The following is a 17,496-nucleotide window of genomic DNA, read 5'->3' as shown; positions in this document are numbered from 1 at the left end:
CGTTTCCGCTCGCTCCGCATGTCGAGGCCTTAGCTCGCAGCTAATGAAATCCCCGGCAGAGGTGTAAATAATGGGGGGTGTCGAGGCGACTTGAGGGATAGGTCGCTGTCATGGGAGGGAAAACGTGGAAAATAATCAGGTAAAACAGCCGCGTTCCGGGATCGCCATTGCCGGGTTGGTGCTCGGAATCATCGCGCTCCTCACGTCCTTGCTGCCGATCATCAACAACGTGTCGTTCTTCATGGCGCTCGTCGGCGCCGTGCTCGCCATTGCCGGGCTTGTGTCTTGCCTGCGTGGAAAGCGCGCGGGCAAGGGCCTCGCCATCGCCGCGATTGTGGTGAACATCGTTTCCGTTGCAGCTGTTTTGGGTAGCCAGAGCATGTATAGCGCTGCAATCGACGACGCCGTGAACGGCCCGAAGGCCGTGCAGTCCTCAAAGGACGATGCCTCTGAGGACGATGATTCCAGCGATGATGAGCCTACGTCGTCTGCTGATGAGAAGCTCGCCGTGGGAGCTTCGGTCGAGCTGTCCAACGGCATGACGGTTTCGGTGGACGAGGTCACGCCGGGCCTCACCAATTACGATGGCACCGCCATGACCGGTGTGCGCGTCACCTACACGAACAACAGCGATGAAAAGCTATCGTTCAACTCGTACGACTGGAAGGGGGAGAGCGCGAACGGCGTCCAGGGCGATAATACGTATTATTCCGAGGCGACCGAAGAGCTTTCCTTTGGTGACCTGTCGGCGGGAGGCACGGTGAGCGGCTATGTGTACTTCGAGGGCGATGTCTCGAGCATCCTGTATTATTCTTCGCCATTTGCCGACAAGCCCGCTGCGACTTGGGCGATAGCCTAAGCGGTTTGAACGGGGTGCCGCTGGGAATTCGCGCGGGTGTGGGGAACCTCGGCACATGTGAGGTGCCTGGCGAAAGTCCCGGCATAATCGCATCGATCGGAACGTGGCGGTGATTTGGGCCAAAGGGGCGCATCGGGCATGCGCCCCTTTGCGTAGAACGTGATTACAATGGGAATGGAGAAAGTGGAGGCCGGTCATGACGGAGCGGTTAACTGAAGAAGTGCTGCAGGAGCTGTTGGATGCGCCGAGCCTCGACGCGTTCGTCGACGGGCGCGAATTCCCTGCTGAGACGCTGGCGGGATTCTTGGGGCACATGCTCGAGAAAAAGCACCTCAAGCGCTCGCGCGTGGTGCGCATGGCAGACCTCAACGAGACGTTCGGCTACCAGATCTTCACGGGTGCCCGCAACCCCTCGCGCGACAAGGTCCTGCAGATTGCCTTCGCCATGGCACTCACCCTGCGCGAGACGAACCGGGCGCTCAGAGCCGCCGGGACGAGCTCCCTCAACCCCAAATGCCGCCGCGATGCAATCATCATCTTTTGCATCGGCCAGGGGTGCAGCCTCCAGAAGGTGAACGAGGAACTGTATCGCCTGGGCGAGGAGACCGTCTGCTAAATGTCTCCGTGCGCTGGTATGATGCAGGTCATGGGGAATTCCGAAGACATATCCGCATTCAATGCCTCGAACCCGGGGGACGGCGCGTTCCGCCACGAGCTCGAGGTGTTCCTGTCCCGCGCGTCCGAGGCCACGACGTGGCATGTCGAGCGGGTGATCAAGCAGTCCGACTTTGAGACGACCGAGTTGGTCCGCGGGTGCCCGGGTGCTGGCAGGGCCGGCAGGTACATCCGCAAGACCATCGACGCCTCTTCAGGCGTCGGCGGGGCGTATGAGGAGCTGTGGCGCGCCCAGGAGCAGGGAATGAGCCTTGCCTGCGTCCCAAGGCTGATTGAGTGCTCGCGCAACGGCGGCACGATGACCGTCGTGATGGAGCACGTCGACGGCTGTACGGTCGAAGAGCTGGAGCGGGCTCTCGGCGCGGGCGAGGTGCTCGCCACCTCGGTGCTGCCCGCTTTGTGCCGGTCGGTGACGGAACTGCACACGGCGTTCGACCGCCCGATCATCCATCGAGACCTCAAGCCGACGAATGTGATTATGCGTGGCGGCGAGGCGGTCATCATCGACTTCGGGAGTGCGCGCACGTGGAATCCCGATGCGTCGACCGACACCACGCATTTCCTCACGCGATGCTACGCCCCGCCCGAGCAGTTCGGGTTCGGGCAGACCGACGAACGCACCGATGTCTACGCGCTCGGCAAGATCCTCTATTTCTGTCTGACGGGTGAGCAGCCCCCGAATATCTGCGGGGCCGAGGAATGCACCCAAAGGGGCATCGGAGGCGCATGGGCGCAGGCCATAGGAACTGCGTGCGCGTTCGATCCCGCTGCCCGGTATGGCTCGGTTGCGGATTTCGGCGCAGCGGTCACCGCCGCGGCCGGGCGTGTGCCCGCCGGCGTGTCAAAGCGAGGGGCCGGCGCAGCTCCCGCCTTGCGAGAGTCCACGAGGGTCTTGCGAGAGTCTGCAAATAGCCGGAGGCAATCGGTCCGTGTTCCCACGTGGATGGGGCGGGCCTGGAACGTCTGGGTCCTGCTGATGCTCGTCGCGATGCTGTGGATGAGCGTCGACACGATCTTCAACCCTTTGCCGCAGGATGCGGGGAAGTCTGTGGGGCTCCTGTTCGTTCAGAACATCGTCTGCATCGATCCCATATTGATCATCGGGTCCTACCTGATGCTCGATCGCCGCAGGATCCGCGAGAGGTGTCCCGCCTTGGCGCGATGGGGCGTTTTGCGCGAAACCGTCTACGGCCTCATCGTGATCGTCGCCATCCTCTTTGGGGGTGCGCTCATCATGGTTCTGGTTGAGTGATCGTAAACTCACAACGACGTGGCTGTGGAGCTGAAATCGCACCGTGTCCAAAGTGTCGCGCGTTCGGCGGCGGGGCCGGTGCGTCCGCTCTGCGGCCGTGGGCAGATGCGTCCCGCCTCGTCTGTCTAGAGGCTGAAAGCCCACAGGTTGGCGCATTGCGCGAGAATGCGCTCGAGGTCCCAGGGGTGCGTGCTGTTCTGCTCGCTGTTGGGGTCTCGCACCGTAACCTGTCCGTTCTCGGCGAGGCCCGCGAGTACGATGAAATGCCCCGTGGTCGTGAAGTCGCCGGGCCGTACGCTGCAGATGACGGGGTGGCCCGCCTCTAACTCGGCGCGGACGGCATCGGCGGATGCTGAGATTTCCCGGGAGTTCAGGCCGATTGAAGCCGCTCCGTCGCTCATGAGGGTCCATGCGGTCATGCCGTCAACGGTGTGGCCCTGTTCCTCACTGAGGCGAGCCATCGCGGTGGGATCGAGATTCGTGTTTCCCGTTAGCGCGACGTATGCCATGGACAGGCACGTGGGCCCGCAGCCATTTTCGCGCATGTTTCCACCGGCGTAGGGCTCCTCGGACCATTGAGGATCGGTTTGGTACAGGTATGGAACTTCGCCCTGCCGCCATCCCCCCACGGGCGTGGAGCTCGCCGGTTCGCCCTTGCCGGCGACGGGACTCGTGAGCGTTTCTATGCGTCCTCTGATGAGCGACTGCGCGACGAATAGGGCGGCGAGCGCAAGGGCTGCCACGAGGATGAGCTTGCCCCGACCGCGCCCTCGTTGCCTCTTGCGTTCGCGTCGCCCGTCACCGGAATCAAATCCGCTATCGGGCCTGAAGCACCCGCCGCTCGCCTTGCGCCTTGCGCCTGCCGTCTGTTCCGCGCCCGCCGTCGGGCCCTGCCCGTTCCCGCGTCTGAAGCGCCCGCTGTCGATGGGTCCGTCGAAGACACGCGTGGGGCGGTATGCGGGCTGGCGTCTTTGGGTGTGCATGGCGGTCCTCCATGGTCGGTATGTGTACAACACCCATGGTGACCTGCACTTCTAACTCGATGATGACGCTACCGTGACGGAACGGTCACAGTGCTAAAGGAGGGGTTAAACCTTTCTTAACACAGTGTGAACCTCCCGGCGGGGACGGGAGGCAGCCGTGCCCCCCGCGCTCGGGTCCCGTCGCCGCCGGGCTGACGCGTGCCGTCCGGTGCACGGCCAATCGTATGCCGTCCTACTCGGGTCAGTCGGCGAGGTCTTCGAAGGACCCTGCGCGGTAATTCTTGAAAACGATGCCATCGCCGTCCTGCGTGGCGTCCAGATCGACGTCGGCCATGATGCCGAAGTCGTGGTCGCCGTCCGAGTCGTGGAAGATCTGGTGCACATGCCAGACGTGCTCGCTGAGTTCGTCAGAATCATCGATCTCGAGGAACGCGGCCGATCGCGCATCGGCATCGGTGAGCAGGTCCTCGTGGGCCCCGTAGAACGCATCGAGCACGCGGCCCCAGCGGAACTCGCCGAAGCCCCAGTCCTCGTCGAGGGCTCCGAGTTCGGCGGCCTTATCGAGAGCGGCGAGGCGCACGCGCTGGAACAAAGCGTTGCGGACCATGAGCGTCATGCCGCGGCGGTCGGCTACCACCTCGTCGGTTCGCTTGAGCGGTGCCGCTCCGGGCGCCGCTCCGGCGTTCTCCCATTCGTCCACCAGGCTGGAGTCGACCGAACGCACGACGAGGCCCAGCCACGAGACGATATCGTCGAGCTCTTCCGTCCCGCGCTCGACCGGCACGGTGCGGTCGAGCGAGCGGTAGGCCTCGGTGAGGTAGCGTAGAAGAATGCCCTCGCAGCGAGCGATCTTGTACTGGGCGATGTAGCTCTTGAAGTCGCAGCCCGTTTCGAGCATGTCGCGCAGCACGGACTTGGGGCTGAGCTCGTAGTCGTTCGCCCAGGGCACCTGCGCGCAGTACTTCGCGAACGCGACCTCGAGCATGTCCTCGAGCGGCTTGGGGTAGCTGACGTCCTCGAGGCGGTCCAGGCGCTCTTCGAAGTCCACGCCCTCGGCCTTCATGGCGCTCATGGCAGCGTCGCGGGCACGTCGCTCCTGCGCGCGCAAGATTTGCTTGGGGTCCTCGAGGGTCGCCTCGACCATCGAGATGAGGTCGAGCGTGTACGTGGGGCTCTCGGGATCGAGCAGTTCGAGCGCGGCGAGCAAAAACGGGGAGAGCGGCTGGTCGAGGGCGAAGTCCTCGGGCAGGTCGACCGTGAGGTAATAAGCTGCCGGCCCGTCGAGGGGGTGACCAGTTGCGGCGTTCGTATCGCCGAGCGGTCGACCGTCGTTGTCGTCCGCGCCGTCATCCTCATTGGCCGTGGCGTCGAGTGCCCTGAGTGCATCTATGTTCTTTGGGGCCTCGGTGAGCGAGACCGTCTTGTCGCTCCCGATGCCGTTATCGGCGTCCGCCTCGGTTCCGCAGGCTTCGCGCACCACAACGCCCGCATCGATGAGCGTGGCAAAGATCTCGGCAGCCCGGAGCTTGAGCTTCGCCTTCTCCTCCGGGGTCTGCAGGGATGCCTCGATCAGCTCGAGGACGCGGCCCCAGGCGTCACCGCCCTGCTCGACCTCGGCGAGCACCACGGAGTGCGTGATGCGCAGCCTCGGCTTGAGCATCTCCGGTTCACTTTCGATGAGGCGCGTGAAGGTCGCCTCGTTCCAGGTGACAAAGCCCTCCGGCGGCTTCTTCTTCTTGAGCCTCTTCATCTTCTTGGGGTCGCCCATGGCCTTGAGCTCGGCTTTGTGGTTCTCGATCTCGAACTCGGGTGCCTCGGCGATGACGACGCCCTCGGTGTCAAAGCCCGACCGCCCCGCGCGCCCGGCGATTTGGTGGAATTCGCGTGAGCGCAGGCGGCGCTGCTTGCGACCGTCGAATTTGGTGAGGCCGGTGAGCAGGACGGTGTGGATGGGCACGTTGATGCCCACACCCAGGGTGTCGGTGCCGCAGATGACGGGCAGAAGGCCCTGCTGCGCAAGCTTTTCGACGAGCAGGCGGTAGCGCGGCAGCATGCCGGCGTGATGGAGCCCGACGCCACTGGAGATGAGGTGCTTCAAGGTCTTGCCGAACGCCGTGGTGAAGCGCCCGCCCTTGATCGCCTCCTTGATGGCCTCGCGCTGCTCTTTACTGGCGACGCCGTAGCTGGCGAGCGAGCGGGCAGACTGCAGGGCGGCGTCTTGCGAGAAGTGCACGATGTAGAGCGGGGAGTCCCCTTGGCGAAGTGCCAGCTCCACAGTGCCCTCGAGCGCGGTTTTGACGTACTCGTAAGAAAGCGGGATGGGTCGCGGGGCGTCGGCGATGAGCTCGAGGTCGCGGCCTGTTGTGCGGTTAAGGGTCTGGCCGATGGCGGTCATGTCGCCCAGGGTCGCACTCATGAGCAGGAATTGCGCGTGGGGCAGCGTGAGCAGGGGAACCTGCCAGGCCCAGCCGCGGTCGGGGTCGGAGAAGAAATGGAACTCGTCCATGGCGACGCAACCGACGTCGGTGTCCTCTCCCTCGCGCAGCGCCTGGTTGGCAAGGATCTCGGCAGTGCAGCAGATGATGGGGGCACCGGTGTTGATATGCGAATCGCCGGTGATCATGCCGACGTTGTCGCGGCCCAGGATATCGACCAGGTAGAAGAACTTCTCGCTGACGAGGGCCTTGATGGGGGCGGTGTAGTATGCACGCTGACCGCTCGCCATTGCCATGAACATCATACCGAGCGCGACGAGCGATTTGCCGGAACCGGTAGGCGTGCCGAGGATGACGTTGCTACCTGCAGCCAGGGCGAACAGCGCGTCCTCCTGATGCGGCCAGAGGTCGATGCCACGTGCGGCAACCCAGTCGATGAAGCGTTCGTAGGCTTTTTCTGACGTGAGCCAAGGTTCGAGTTCGGATCCGGGAGAACAGGTCCGTGCGACAGGGGCGTCGTCGCTGTCGAAGGGACCTTGCCCGTCAGCGTACTCATCGGTTGTGTTGCCGCTGGTGTCCGCAGCCTCGGGCTCCCACCAGCTTGGGGCAAGCGAACCAAGCGACCCGTGGGCGAAGGGGTCGAAGGCGTTTTGAGATTCAAGCTGCTTGGATGCGTCTGGCATGGGCAGGTCCGTTCTATAAGGCATTTTTCCTTCATTATGACGTAAAGATCGGGTTGCGGGATGCGATGGGATTGCGGGAGGGGGCCGCGCACGCGCGCCCCCCTCCTCCTGTTGTGATCACAGGGTTTCAAGACGCTTGTGGCGCGCTGGCTCAATTGTCCCGATGCACGACGGGGATGAGAAAGGTGTTGGCACGATGTGAGTTAGACAAACGATGATCGGGCCTGCGCAACATTTGGGTATTTTGACCACTTTCGTAAATCCACATGGACACGTGGGGCGTGGTGAGAAAAGCCTATGCAAATAGCAACTTAAATGCGGTCAGAATATGCATCTTTACGCGCGGCGAGATGGTGACGTCGGTTGCGCAGGTTGTCAATCGCGTAGCTCATGCCGTAGGGGATATATTCTCCGGCGAATAGGTCTTCGGGCAGATAGTCGATGAGGCTCTGCGGAAGTTCGAGTGCAGCCTGGAGTTGTTCCTGTGTGGCGGGTTGCGCTGCGGGCCGTGCATATACAGCGTGGACGGTCGCACCCTGCTCGGTTAGCCGCTGCTCGTACTCGGTGATGGGCTGATCGGGATGGGCGGCGCGGTCGTCGTGCGTGGCGCACGTTACATTCCATCCAATGGTCTTGAACTGCGGAAGAGAGAACTCATACAACGGCAGGCTATCGGTGCGCAGCGCGAGAATGCCGTCGGCTTTAAGCAGCGGTCGGTATCCATCGAGGTGCTCGGCGGTCGTTACGCGCAGGCGGGCGTTGCGTCGTTTAGGGTGCGGCGTGGGAAAGTTGATCGAGATGCTCGAGAGTTCGCCCGGGGCGAAGATGCGGTCGAGCCTGGCGGCGTCTCCGGGAATCACGAGGGCATTTTTGAGCCCACGATCGAGAACGAGCTGCGCGGCATGCACCACGCACACGGGTTCGCTGTCCATACCGATAAAGAGCGTGTCCGGATGACGGGCGGCCATGGCGGCGATATAGGCTCCTTTTCCGCATCCAAGATCGAGATGCACCCGCTCAAAGCGCTCGGTGCCATGCTCGGTGAGCGGATGGCACGCTTCGGCCCAGCGCCCCCGATACGCTGCGGCACCAGTCTCGATGGCGTTGGCTGCGCGCTCGATGCGCTGGTCGAGGACGAAGTTTTTGGGCATACGTGCATGCATGGCGGAAAGGTCTCCTGGATATCGCGGCGCGCTGCACGGTGGAATGTGGCGCGGCGGCGGATGGCGGTCGTTGGCGTCCGATATGGCGGCTGCATGTTCGCGGCTGCCACTGGAGTGGCGCGCGCCATGCGTCTGAATGGGCGTCGTGCTCGAGTTCTCAATCAAGGCGTTCGAGCACGAGATACCGATTGAGGGTACCAGACGCGCCGTCCGAGGAGTAGCGCGCGACCTCCCGTACCTTGGTGCCCACAGATGCTACAAGCTCGTCGATCTCGCATTCGTCAAAGTGGTGACAGTAGCGCAGCGGAGAGGGGTCGGATTGCCATCCAAGGAAGTGGTCATTTGGCTCAAGCTGCGATATGTCGATATCCATGGCAAGCGCCTCGTCTGCCTTCAGAGCCTTGGCAGCAAGGCGCGTGTCGTTCATGAACTGCCAAAACGACAGGACGATCAGGCCGCCCACGCGTGCGTGTTCGATGAGTGCCTCGAACACGCGATGTCTGAGGTATGCGCTGGGCACATGGTGCATGAAGCCAAAGGAGACCGACAGGTCGCAGAGGGGGCATTCCGGGATTTTCGCGTTGCTCGAGACGAGGGTATCCAGGATGTCGCATTGGCGGAAGCGGCATGCGATGCGGTCGTTCTGACCATGCTCTGCCAGGGCGGCGCAGTTGTCCACCGCGTGAAACTCAAAGTCGATGCTGGGAAACGCGGTGGAGAGGAAATGCTCAAACCGCAGGTTGCCGCTTGCCATATCGAACACGAGGCGCGTCTGAGGCGCCGTCGCACCCACCCAGCCATGCTCGCGCAATATGCTTCCGAGCCGCTTCCAACCTTCCCATGGTGCCGACCTCGTGGCGGAAAAGGATGCTGCGTTATCCCGGTAAAAGCGGTTGTTGAGCGCGATGAGCGCCTGCGCGGTCGTGGTGTCCATGGGCCTCCTGGATTCCGTGAGTCGGTGCCGCGTCGAGTGGCTGCGTGTCTTTAGGGCGAGCGCATGCACCGTGAGGTTTCCCTATTGTAAGCTCCCACGTCCGCCGGAAGCGGTGCGCGGACGTCATATACAATGGACGCCATGGAACAGATTATCATGGACATATTGGCGGAGCTCCGGTCCGGACGCGCGGTCGACGATCGCGTGCTACTCAAGCTGAGTCATGCCGCCGCACGCCGGGAGCATGCCGACAAGCGCATGTTTGCCAAGCGTCGGCTTTTGCCGTTCTACCAGAGTGTTAAGCGCAACGATCAAAAGCGCTGGGAGGCGTGGGGCGTTACGCCCGAACTCGAAGAGCGCTTGCTCGCCGTGCTGCGCATGAAGCCTCGTCGCAGCGCCTCGGGTGTCGCAACGATCACGGTCATCACCAAGCCATGGCCCTGTGGTGGCGACTGCCTCTTTTGCCCCAATGACCTGCGCATGCCCAAGAGCTACCTGCACAACGAGCCGGCATGCGAACGCGCCGAGCAAAACTGGTTCGACCCGTATCTGCAGGTTACCTCCCGTCTGACGGCGTTGACGCAGATGGGACATGCTACAGACAAGATCGAGCTGATCGTTCTCGGCGGGACCTGGAGCGATTATCCACGGGAATACCAGGTCTGGTTCATCTCGGAACTGTTCCGCGCGCTCAACGAGTTTGACGAGGAGTCAGCGGCTTCCGACATCGCCGAGCGTCGGAGCTGGTACCGCAGCGCGGGGTTTCCGCAGAATGCGGAGCAGTTCGCGTTATTTGCGGAGGGTGCGCAGGAGGAGATCGCCGAAGGGGCCCTCTCCTACAACCACGCATTTCGGCTGCTGTACGGCAACAGCGAGCCGTGGCGTTTGGCCAGTCGCGCCCAGACGGCCACGTTCGATGAGCTCGAGCTGCGGCAACGCGAAAACGAGGGCGCACGTCATCGTGTGGTGGGCCTTGTAGTCGAGACGCGCCCCGATGCGATCACGCCCGCAGCCCTCATGCTGATTCGCCGCCTGGGTTGCACCAAGGTGCAAATGGGCATCCAGACGCTTGACCAGGAGATCCTTGACTTGAATGAGCGCGGCATCTCGATTGAGCGCATAGGGCGGGCATTTGAGTTGCTGCGCATCTTTGGCTTCAAGATCCACGCGCATGCCATGGCGAACCTGTTGGGGTCGACGCCCGAGCGCGATAAGGCCGACTACGACCGCCTGGTGCGGAGCGCACCGTTCCAGCCCGACGAAATCAAGCTCTACCCTTGTGCCCTCATCGACGGCTCCCGGCTCACCGAGCGCTATGAACTTGGCTTATGGCGCCCCTACACCGAGGGGGAACTGCTCGACGTGTTGGCGAGCGATGTCGCCGTCACGCCGCCGTTCTGCCGTATCTCCCGCATGATCAGGGATTTCTCGTCGCACGATATCGTGGCGGGCAACAAGAAGCCCAATTTGCGCCAACTCGTCGAGCGGAGCCTGCGCGACATGGGCAGTTCGGACGGCGTCCAGGAGATTCGATTTCGAGAGATCGGAACGAACGACATCGATCTGGGCGACCTGGTCCTCGATGTCGTCGGGTACGAGACGAGCAACACGCACGAACGCTTTTTGCAGTGGATCTTGCCCGACAACCGCATCGCCGGCTTCCTGCGCCTGTCTTTGCCGAGTGCCGCGTATGTGCAGCGTCTCGCGGATGAGGCGGGGAGCGAGGGCCTTCCCGTCCGCGCGGGCGAGGCCATGATTCGGGAAGTGCACGTGTATGGCATCGCTACGCAGCTTGGTGAGGATGGCACGTCAGCCCAGCATCTTGGGTTGGGGAGGCGGCTCATCGAGCGCGCCTGTGACATCGCGCGCGAGGCGGGATACGAAAGCATTAACGTGATCAGCGCCGTGGGCACGCGCACGTATTATCGTCGCCTTGGGTTTAAGGACCACGGGCTTTATCAGCAAAGGAAGCTTTGATGGAAAAGAGGGGAAACACGGCCGCCGGTATTGCCGCGGGCGTGGCGTTTGGCGCCGTGGCCGTTGGCGCGGCGGCGATAGCCGTTGGATCGAAATGCCTTCAGGTCGCCCGCACGCACGCTGGATTGGCGCGCGTGAAGATGGTGCGCGGCGCCCAGGGAGAGCTCGTGCGCGTGTTGCAGCAGGGTGGGGTGTATCAAAGTGCCACCTATCTCGGTCGCCGCAGGTTCGAGCCCGTGTTCGAGTATATCCGCGCCTTCGATGCGATGTTTGAGGCGGAGGATTCCATGCGCGGCATCGTTGGCCATGGCATCGAACGAGTGCTCATGCTCGGAGGTGGTGGATACTCTTATCCCAAGCATGCGCTCGCCACCCATCGTTTGCTTGCCATGGACGTCGTCGAGCTTGACGCGTCGGTGACCCTGCTTGCTCGTCGATGGTTTTACCTGGACGAACTTGAGCGCATGGCGGGAGACCGTCTGAGTCTCATCACCGCGGACGCTCGGTCGTATATGGGCGAGGCTCTTGCGGCGGGCATGCGGTACGACGTGGTCGTGAACGACTGCTTTGCCGGGTCGGAGCCAGTTCGGTCGCTCGCCACCGTGGAAGCCCTCTGCCAGGCAAAGGTGTGTCTCAACGAGGGCGGCCTGTACGTGGCCAACGTGGTATCGACCCACGGGGGCGAGAACATAGACTTCCTGCGCAACGTCGTTGCCACGGCTTCGGCGGTGTTCAAACGCGTCTGGGTCGTGCCCTGCGTGGATGAGGCCTTTGCGGGAGAAGATAACTACCTGGTGATCGCGAGCGACGTCGACGCTTACGATTTCGAGGGTGCGGTTCCCTTTGCTGCCGACTTCCTCGGTGAGGTGCTGCGCGACTAGCCGTACTGCGCGCTTCGCCATGCGTCGCGCCAGCCGAGCACGCGTTGCTTCATGCCCTCGATGTCGAGGACGCCCTCGGCGAAACCCTTGCGAACGAGCTCTTGCGGTAGGAATTCGTCGTACTTGTCGAAATACGGAACTTCGCCTGGGTACACGAGGTCAATGGGGTCGAATTCTGCTTCCGCCTCGGCGGCGACCGCTTCGAAAAACGTTTCGGGGTCCGCCTTCATCCTGAACTGCATGAAGTAAGGGCGCGAGGGATCGAGCCCCTTGAGCCCTAGCTCTCGCGCGCATTTGATCTTGAGCAGCCGCTCGAGCGCCAGGAAAGCGTAACTTCCGAGCCAGGGGAACAACGCCCAGGTGTCTCCACCCAGATTGATGAGGGGGCTTGAGGCGCGCCCGGTGATGCCCGCGTTGGATGCCACGTGTCGTGCCTGTGCCAGTCGAGCCCGCGCGTTCTCCATGATGTAGGGATAGACGTCACGCTCCGCGAGCACGTGCCTCATGCGTTCCAGGACATACGTGTCGATATCGCCCGCGCAATCGCCAAAGTACGCTGGAACGCGGCCTTTGATCTGCGTGCAGTACACGAGGTGACGCTTCCAGTCGACCTCCTCGACCAGCCAGCAGTGCCCGGCGATGGCGATGCGCTCGCCAGCGGGTGGCGGATTCACAATCGTGCCGAGTTCCGCCGACTCGCATCTCACCGTGAACTCCTCGTTTTCCTGGAACACCGCGTAGAACTTGAATGAGTTGGTGAGCCGTTCACCGGCGAGGCCCACAATCAAGCCGCCGTTTTCGGTCGCCTCGATATGGTCGGTTTCCAAAAGATGCCGCAAGAGGCAACGGAGGTCGTCGGCATCGACGCGATGGAAGTATGAGAGCGTCAACACGCGTGCGGCGAGCTCGGCGGGAGTGAGTTCCCCGCAGCTGGCGAGCGTGCTCATGACCTGATGGTAGAGCAGGCTGTACGGAAGGCGATCAAGCGCGGGTGGTTCGACCCAGTGCTCCTCGCGGTAGAGCTGCACGAGCGCGATGCCCTGCAAGAGCTTCCAAGGGATGGTTTCGGGCAGCATGGAGCGGGGTTCGGGTTGCTCTTCGCGCATCACGAAGTGCATCTCGGGTGGAAGGTCGCGGCGTCCGGTGCGCCCCATGCGCTGCAGGAAGCTCGAGACGGTAAAGGGGGCATCGATTTGGAACGCGCGCTCGAGGCGTCCGATGTCGATGCCCAGCTCGAGCGTCGCGGTGGTGACGGTGGTCTGCGCCTGCTCTTCGTCGCGCATGAGCTCCTCCGCCGATTCACGATACGCCGCCGAGAGATTACCGTGGTGGATGAGGAAGCGGTCGGGTTCGTGATTGGCCTCGCAATATGCACGCAGATTGGCGCAGACGGACTCCGCCTCCTCTCGCGAGTTTACGAACACCAGGCATTTGCTGCCGCGGGTCCGCTCGAAGATGTATCCAAGACCCGGGTCGGCATCTTGCGGCGCCAAATCGGTCCGCGCGGCGAGTTCGGTTGCGGTTGGTGCGTCGATGCGGACATCATCGGGCGCGGGAAGGCTGCGCCGCGCACCGTCGTCGATTACGTCCGCCTCCTGCGCCCGTGCGCCGTCTAGGGCACGCTCCGCCGCCTGCGGTCCGCCAATGTAGAAATGCTCCATGGATAGACGCCACGTCTTGCGCGTCTCCTCAAAGCGGGGGATGACACATCCACGACCCGTTCCGCTGGAGAGGAATGCCCCCGTGCGTTCGGGGTCACCGATGGTGGCGGAAAGTCCGATGCGGCGCGGATTCACGCCCGCCATGCGCGAGAGGCGTTCGATGAGGCAGAGGGCCTGCCCGCCGCGATCGCCGCGCAGCAGTGAATGCACCTCATCGATGACCACGTAGCGAAGGTCTCCAAAAAGCCGCCCAATCGCCGCGTGCTTGTGGAGCAAGAGGGCCTCGAGCGACTCGGGCGTGATTTGCAGGATGCCGCTCGGGTGTTTGAGCAGCTTCGCCTTGTGCGAAGCGGCAACATCGCCATGCCAGTGCCAGACGGGGATATCGGCCTCTTCGCAGAGGTCGTTCAGGCGGTAGAACTGGTCGTTGATAAGAGCTTTGAGCGGGCCGATGTAGAGCGCCCCGACCGTTGCGGGCGGGTTCTCCCAAAACTCGGTGAGTATGGGGAAGAAGGCGGCTTCGGTCTTGCCCGAGGCGGTCGAGGCGGTGAGCAGCACGTTCTCATCTGTGTTGAAGATGGCATCTGCTGCGGCGACTTGGATCGACCGGAGGTTCTCCCAGCTATGCGAGTAGATGAAGTCCTGTACAAACGGCGCGTATCGATCGAATGTGTTCAAGCTGCCTCCCGGACTAGATGGTGAATTCCGCGAAGGGGGTCGTGTTGCTCGGCGCGCTGGCGTCCGCGACGCCGACGGTGCCAGATGCCATCAACTCATGAAGATCGGTATTAGGGTTTTGGCACATGATGTCTAGCAGCTCGATGAAATCGCGAATCACCTCGCGCGGGGTGAGGTGCGTCTCTGCGCCCACACGCCCGAACTCGATGGTGAGGAACTCCACTAAGTCCGCATCGCGAAGCGTGCACGTATATCCAAAATAGCCGGCGTGTATCTGCGCAATCTTCTCGATGAGCACGAGTAGCTCCTCGTAGGTGAGGGGCTGCAGGCGAATGATGGGCGCCAACATGTCGCGCATTCCCTCGCGTGCGAAGCGGCCTTGGGTAAGGCGGCTTCGCAATGCCTCGTAGGAGAAGACGCCCCGTCTGCGGTCTTCGATGGACGTGGGGGTGCCTCCCATGATGATGCCCAGGTGATGAGCTTTGCCCTGCAGGGTATCGTTGTACATCTGCAGGATCTTCTCGTAGTTGTACTGGCGCGTGACGGCATTTGGGATCTTATAGAGGTTGACCAGCTCGTCGATGAGGACGAGCAGACCTTTGTAGCCCGCCCCCGTGAGGAAGCGCGCCAGCAGCTTGACGTAGTCGTACCAGGTGTCGTCGTCGATGATCGCGGTGACCCCCAGCTCGGAGCGCGCCTCCGTCTTGGTGCGGTATTCGCCGCGCAACCATTTGACGGCGAGTGCCTTGGTCTCCTCGTCTCCCGTGGATACGGCGTTGCGGTAGATGCCCAGCACGCGGCTGAACTCATATCCGTGGACCATCTCCTCGATGGCGGCGAATTGGGCGCGTATCGAAGTGCCGGCAGGCGTGCTACCTGCGACATGTCCGTTTGACACATCCCCTTTTGACATGTCTTCCCTCGAAGCGTCTTCCGCCTCGAGATTCTGCACCCAGCGGTCGAGGATCAGGTTGAGTGCACCGCCCTCGGGACGGGTCTTGGTCGAGAGGTTGCGCACCAGTTCGCGGTAGGTCGCCAAACCCTGGCCCTGGCCGCCTTGCAGTCGGCGCTCTGGGGAGAGATCCGCATCTGCCACAACAAAGCCCTCGCCCATGGCGTGCGTGCGGATAGTCTGCAACAGGAAGCTCTTTCCCGCTCCATACCGGCCAACGAGGAAGCGGAAGCTTGCTCCGCCGTCGGAGATGAGCGAGAGGTCGGTGAGCAAGGCTTGAATTTCGAACTCGCGCCCCACGGTGATGTAGGGCAGGCCTATGCGCGGCACGACGCCGCCTTTGAGCGAGTTAAGGATGACGGCGGCCACGCGTTTGGGGACGCGGGGCGCGGTGGTGATCTGGTCAGTCATGGGCAAGGAATTCCTCCACGTCTTCGCGATAATCCTCGATGAGCTCGGGGCCGGATGCCCCGTATTCGATCGTGGTGTCGCCTATCAGGTCGAACAAGGCATCGTTGATGGCGTCCACGGCCATGTCCTCGGATGTCCCCAGCACCTGGAGTGCATCGCGCGCACCTGGGGCGTCACCCTCCGCAAGGGATCTGAGATACGACTCCTGCCCGGGGGTCAATGGCCGGGCGGCGTGAACTCTGGGCACCGGCGCGGGAGGGACGGGGGGCTCGATGGGGGTTCGCGCCCGCTCGATACCGTCTTCCTGGGGTGCGGTGACTGGGCTTTGTGGCTCGGCGAGCGCGCTCGATGGGCGGCCTTCGTCGGCCGATCCACAAGAGGAGACGATGGTGCCCGTCCCTTCACGCTCTTCATCGATGAGCAGAGACTCGCGCGTGGATACCGCCGCGCGTCGGATGTCGGCCAGCTGAGAGAGGTCAATGGTGATGTGCCGCGGCGCGTGTGCCGCATGCCAGCTCATCCACGCGGCCACTTCCTCATCGATGAACTTCTCCAGGTACTTGGGAAGCGGCTTGGTCTCTTTGAGCGGATGCTCGTATCCGAGCGCCGTCCGCAGACTACGGTCGACCGCGCGCATGCATATGCCGAGCTTGGGGCTGCACGAGCGGCTTCCGTGGATTCGCTCGCACGTCCATATGCCGTTTTGACATCGGTACCGATGGATCTCGTCAAGTTGATACACGGTGTCTACGTGACGCCGGGGTGAAAAGAAGACGGCTGAGCCGAACATGGTGTAGGGCAGAGCGACCTCCTCTCCAAACCAGCTCTCGAGTAGCGTATTCTTTCGTTGCCTGCGATAGTAGTCGCTCGTGCGGACAAATACCGCGCACGCAACGTGGCGAAGTCCGTCGGGGTTATCCCGGTACAGGCGGCTTCCACTGAGCTTATAGGTAGATAAGGCATCGATGGCGTCGAACAGCTCGCTTTCGAGCGCCTTGTCGCAGGGGAGCGGCATGGCCGAGGCCCCCCGTTTCTTGCGTTCGTTTTTGATCAGGCGCGTTAACTCACGAGAGCGATCGTCTGCGCGGCGCAGTGCGATGATCGCGCGGTCGAATGCCAGGGTCTTGTATGGTTCGAGCAGCTCTACAGGCAGGTCGTGGTAAACGACGTAGTCCTGCAGCCAGACGCCGGCGAACCGATCGATTTCCGGGGCGAAGGCGCGATATGCCTGACAGAAAGATTCGAATGCATCGAACCCCTCGCGCGGGTTGGCGACACCGATCCCGTTGATGAGTTCGTAGAGATAGACGTAGGCGAACGAGAGGGAGGTCTCCTGTACCGTCCCGCGGCGAACGGCGGACCTCCAGGTGAAATATCCGCGGAGTTGGCGGTCACTCATGGCATTGTATGTGGGGAAATATGACTTGAAGTTCCCATGATAGGGGCAATCGTCCTCATAATCCGCCATAAAGATGCCCTGTCGGTAGAACAGTTCGGCCTCTGAGAGCCAGCGTCCCCGACCGGCTGGCCCCTCGGGCTCCCAACGGGAGATCTCCCGCATTTTGCGATAGCGTTCGGGCAGGTAGGATGCCATGCGATTGCCCGTGATGAGGATTGGCTCATCCGTGTACACGCGGTCGGAAAAATGGGAACTCGCCCGAAAGCGCTCGTCTGCCAGGATGCGGTCGATGAGCTCCTGGGCATCGGGCTTCGTGCCGTTCAAAGGTCTCATGGCACCTCCCTCATGCGTTCGCGGCCTTGCTCGTGTATCTACTCAGTCTAGCATAAGAGCAAACAGATGTTCGTATTTTTTGCGCACACGGTCTCGGTGTGCGACCCCAATGCCTTGGCTCCGCATGCGGGGACTCCTTGGGCACCGCACAATGATTTCTCAAGCATTCTTACAAAAGCGCAAGCCCACCGTAAGGCAAATCGATGGTAGCAAATGGGCA

At 62.4% G+C, this 17,496-nt stretch carries 12 protein-coding genes; 5 read left to right on the top strand and 7 right to left on the bottom strand.

Annotated elements, in window-relative coordinates:
• Positions 1-124 precede the first annotated feature (124 nt).
• The 3 genes from ACX9NZ_RS06360 (at position 125) to ACX9NZ_RS06350 (ending at position 2,786) form a co-directional block, all read left to right on the top strand.
• Positions 125-859 carry a DUF4190 domain-containing protein gene (locus ACX9NZ_RS06360; RefSeq protein ID WP_118654284.1) on the top strand — a complete coding sequence of 245 codons (735 nt, stop codon included), beginning with the start codon at positions 125-127 and terminating at the stop codon, positions 857-859.
• Between the two features lie 196 nt (positions 860-1,055).
• Positions 1,056-1,475: an XRE family transcriptional regulator gene (locus ACX9NZ_RS06355; RefSeq protein WP_294158798.1), complete on the top strand. Its 420-nt coding sequence runs from the start codon at positions 1,056-1,058 to the stop codon at positions 1,473-1,475.
• Entirely contained in the window at positions 1,476-2,786 is a 1,311-nt protein-coding gene (locus tag ACX9NZ_RS06350; protein WP_294158796.1) for a serine/threonine protein kinase, read from the top strand.
• A gap of 125 nt (positions 2,787-2,911) precedes the next feature.
• Here ACX9NZ_RS06350 and ACX9NZ_RS06345 read toward each other — a convergent pair whose 3' ends face one another.
• From ACX9NZ_RS06345 to ACX9NZ_RS06330, 4 genes are all read right to left on the bottom strand, one after another.
• Positions 2,912-3,769, bottom strand: a complete 858-nt coding sequence (locus ACX9NZ_RS06345; protein ID WP_118654281.1) for a C39 family peptidase — start codon at positions 3,767-3,769, stop codon at positions 2,912-2,914.
• A 241-nt stretch (positions 3,770-4,010) separates the two neighbouring features.
• Positions 4,011-6,887, bottom strand: coding sequence for a DEAD/DEAH box helicase (locus ACX9NZ_RS06340; protein ID WP_118654280.1), 2,877 nt, complete (start codon positions 6,885-6,887; stop codon positions 4,011-4,013).
• A 311-nt stretch (positions 6,888-7,198) separates the two neighbouring features.
• Entirely contained in the window at positions 7,199-8,050 is an 852-nt protein-coding gene (gene trmB / locus ACX9NZ_RS06335; protein WP_118654279.1) for a tRNA (guanosine(46)-N7)-methyltransferase TrmB, read from the bottom strand.
• A 157-nt stretch (positions 8,051-8,207) separates the two neighbouring features.
• A complete protein-coding gene (locus ACX9NZ_RS06330; RefSeq protein ID WP_294123851.1) occupies positions 8,208-8,984 on the bottom strand; it encodes a class I SAM-dependent methyltransferase in 777 nt (258 codons plus the stop codon).
• 141 nt (positions 8,985-9,125) lie between these two features.
• Between ACX9NZ_RS06330 and ACX9NZ_RS06325 the strand changes: the two genes are divergently transcribed.
• Both ACX9NZ_RS06325 and ACX9NZ_RS06320 read left to right on the top strand, forming a co-directional pair.
• The gene (locus tag ACX9NZ_RS06325) at positions 9,126-10,961 is read left to right on the top strand and encodes an elongator complex protein 3 (RefSeq protein WP_294123852.1); all 1,836 of its coding nucleotides are present in this window, start codon (positions 9,126-9,128) and stop codon (positions 10,959-10,961) included.
• Positions 10,961-11,842, top strand: coding sequence for a spermidine synthase (locus ACX9NZ_RS06320; RefSeq protein WP_294123856.1), 882 nt, complete (start codon positions 10,961-10,963; stop codon positions 11,840-11,842). Before ACX9NZ_RS06325 ends, ACX9NZ_RS06320 begins: the two co-directional genes overlap by 1 nt.
• Here ACX9NZ_RS06320 and ACX9NZ_RS06315 read toward each other — a convergent pair.
• Genes ACX9NZ_RS06315 through ACX9NZ_RS06305 form a run of 3 tightly spaced genes read right to left on the bottom strand, consistent with a single transcriptional unit; the run spans position 11,839 to position 17,276 of the window.
• The gene (locus ACX9NZ_RS06315) at positions 11,839-14,181 is read right to left on the bottom strand and encodes a DEAD/DEAH box helicase (RefSeq protein ID WP_294158790.1); all 2,343 of its coding nucleotides are present in this window, start codon (positions 14,179-14,181) and stop codon (positions 11,839-11,841) included. The two genes, ACX9NZ_RS06320 and ACX9NZ_RS06315, sit on opposite strands and share 4 nt — an antisense overlap.
• Positions 14,182-14,194: 13 nt before the next feature.
• The gene (locus ACX9NZ_RS06310; protein WP_294158789.1) at positions 14,195-15,544 is read right to left on the bottom strand and encodes an ATP-binding protein; all 1,350 of its coding nucleotides are present in this window, start codon (positions 15,542-15,544) and stop codon (positions 14,195-14,197) included.
• Complete coding sequence (locus ACX9NZ_RS06305) at positions 15,537-17,276, bottom strand: TerB N-terminal domain-containing protein (RefSeq protein WP_407495726.1); 1,740 nt, start codon at positions 17,274-17,276, stop codon at positions 15,537-15,539. The genes ACX9NZ_RS06310 and ACX9NZ_RS06305 overlap by 8 nt, the downstream gene beginning before the upstream one ends.
• Positions 17,277-17,496 lie beyond the last annotated feature (220 nt).

The organism is Collinsella sp. BM28 (assembly GCF_054551995.1).
Note: the sequence above shows the minus strand (reverse complement) of the source record. Positions and strands in the feature narration are given on the sequence as shown.

Excerpts from the sequence above, each read along its gene's own strand:
- ACX9NZ_RS06355 (WP_294158798.1), top strand. The coding sequence starts at position 1,056 with ATGACGGAGCGGTTAACTGAAGAAGTGCTGCAGGAGCTGTTGGATGCG.
- ACX9NZ_RS06350 (WP_294158796.1), top strand. The coding sequence starts at position 1,476 with ATGTCTCCGTGCGCTGGTATGATGCAGGTCATGGGGAATTCCGAAGAC.
- ACX9NZ_RS06345 (WP_118654281.1), bottom strand. The coding sequence starts at position 3,769 with ATGCACACCCAAAGACGCCAGCCCGCATACCGCCCCACGCGTGTCTTC.
- ACX9NZ_RS06340 (WP_118654280.1), bottom strand. The coding sequence starts at position 6,887 with ATGCCAGACGCATCCAAGCAGCTTGAATCTCAAAACGCCTTCGACCCC.
- trmB (WP_118654279.1), bottom strand. The coding sequence starts at position 8,050 with ATGCATGCACGTATGCCCAAAAACTTCGTCCTCGACCAGCGCATCGAG.
- ACX9NZ_RS06330 (WP_294123851.1), bottom strand. The coding sequence starts at position 8,984 with ATGGACACCACGACCGCGCAGGCGCTCATCGCGCTCAACAACCGCTTT.
- ACX9NZ_RS06325 (WP_294123852.1), top strand. The coding sequence starts at position 9,126 with ATGGAACAGATTATCATGGACATATTGGCGGAGCTCCGGTCCGGACGC.
- ACX9NZ_RS06320 (WP_294123856.1), top strand. The coding sequence starts at position 10,961 with ATGGAAAAGAGGGGAAACACGGCCGCCGGTATTGCCGCGGGCGTGGCG.
- ACX9NZ_RS06310 (WP_294158789.1), bottom strand. The coding sequence starts at position 15,544 with ATGACTGACCAGATCACCACCGCGCCCCGCGTCCCCAAACGCGTGGCC.
- ACX9NZ_RS06305 (WP_407495726.1), bottom strand. The coding sequence starts at position 17,276 with ATGAGACCTTTGAACGGCACGAAGCCCGATGCCCAGGAGCTCATCGAC.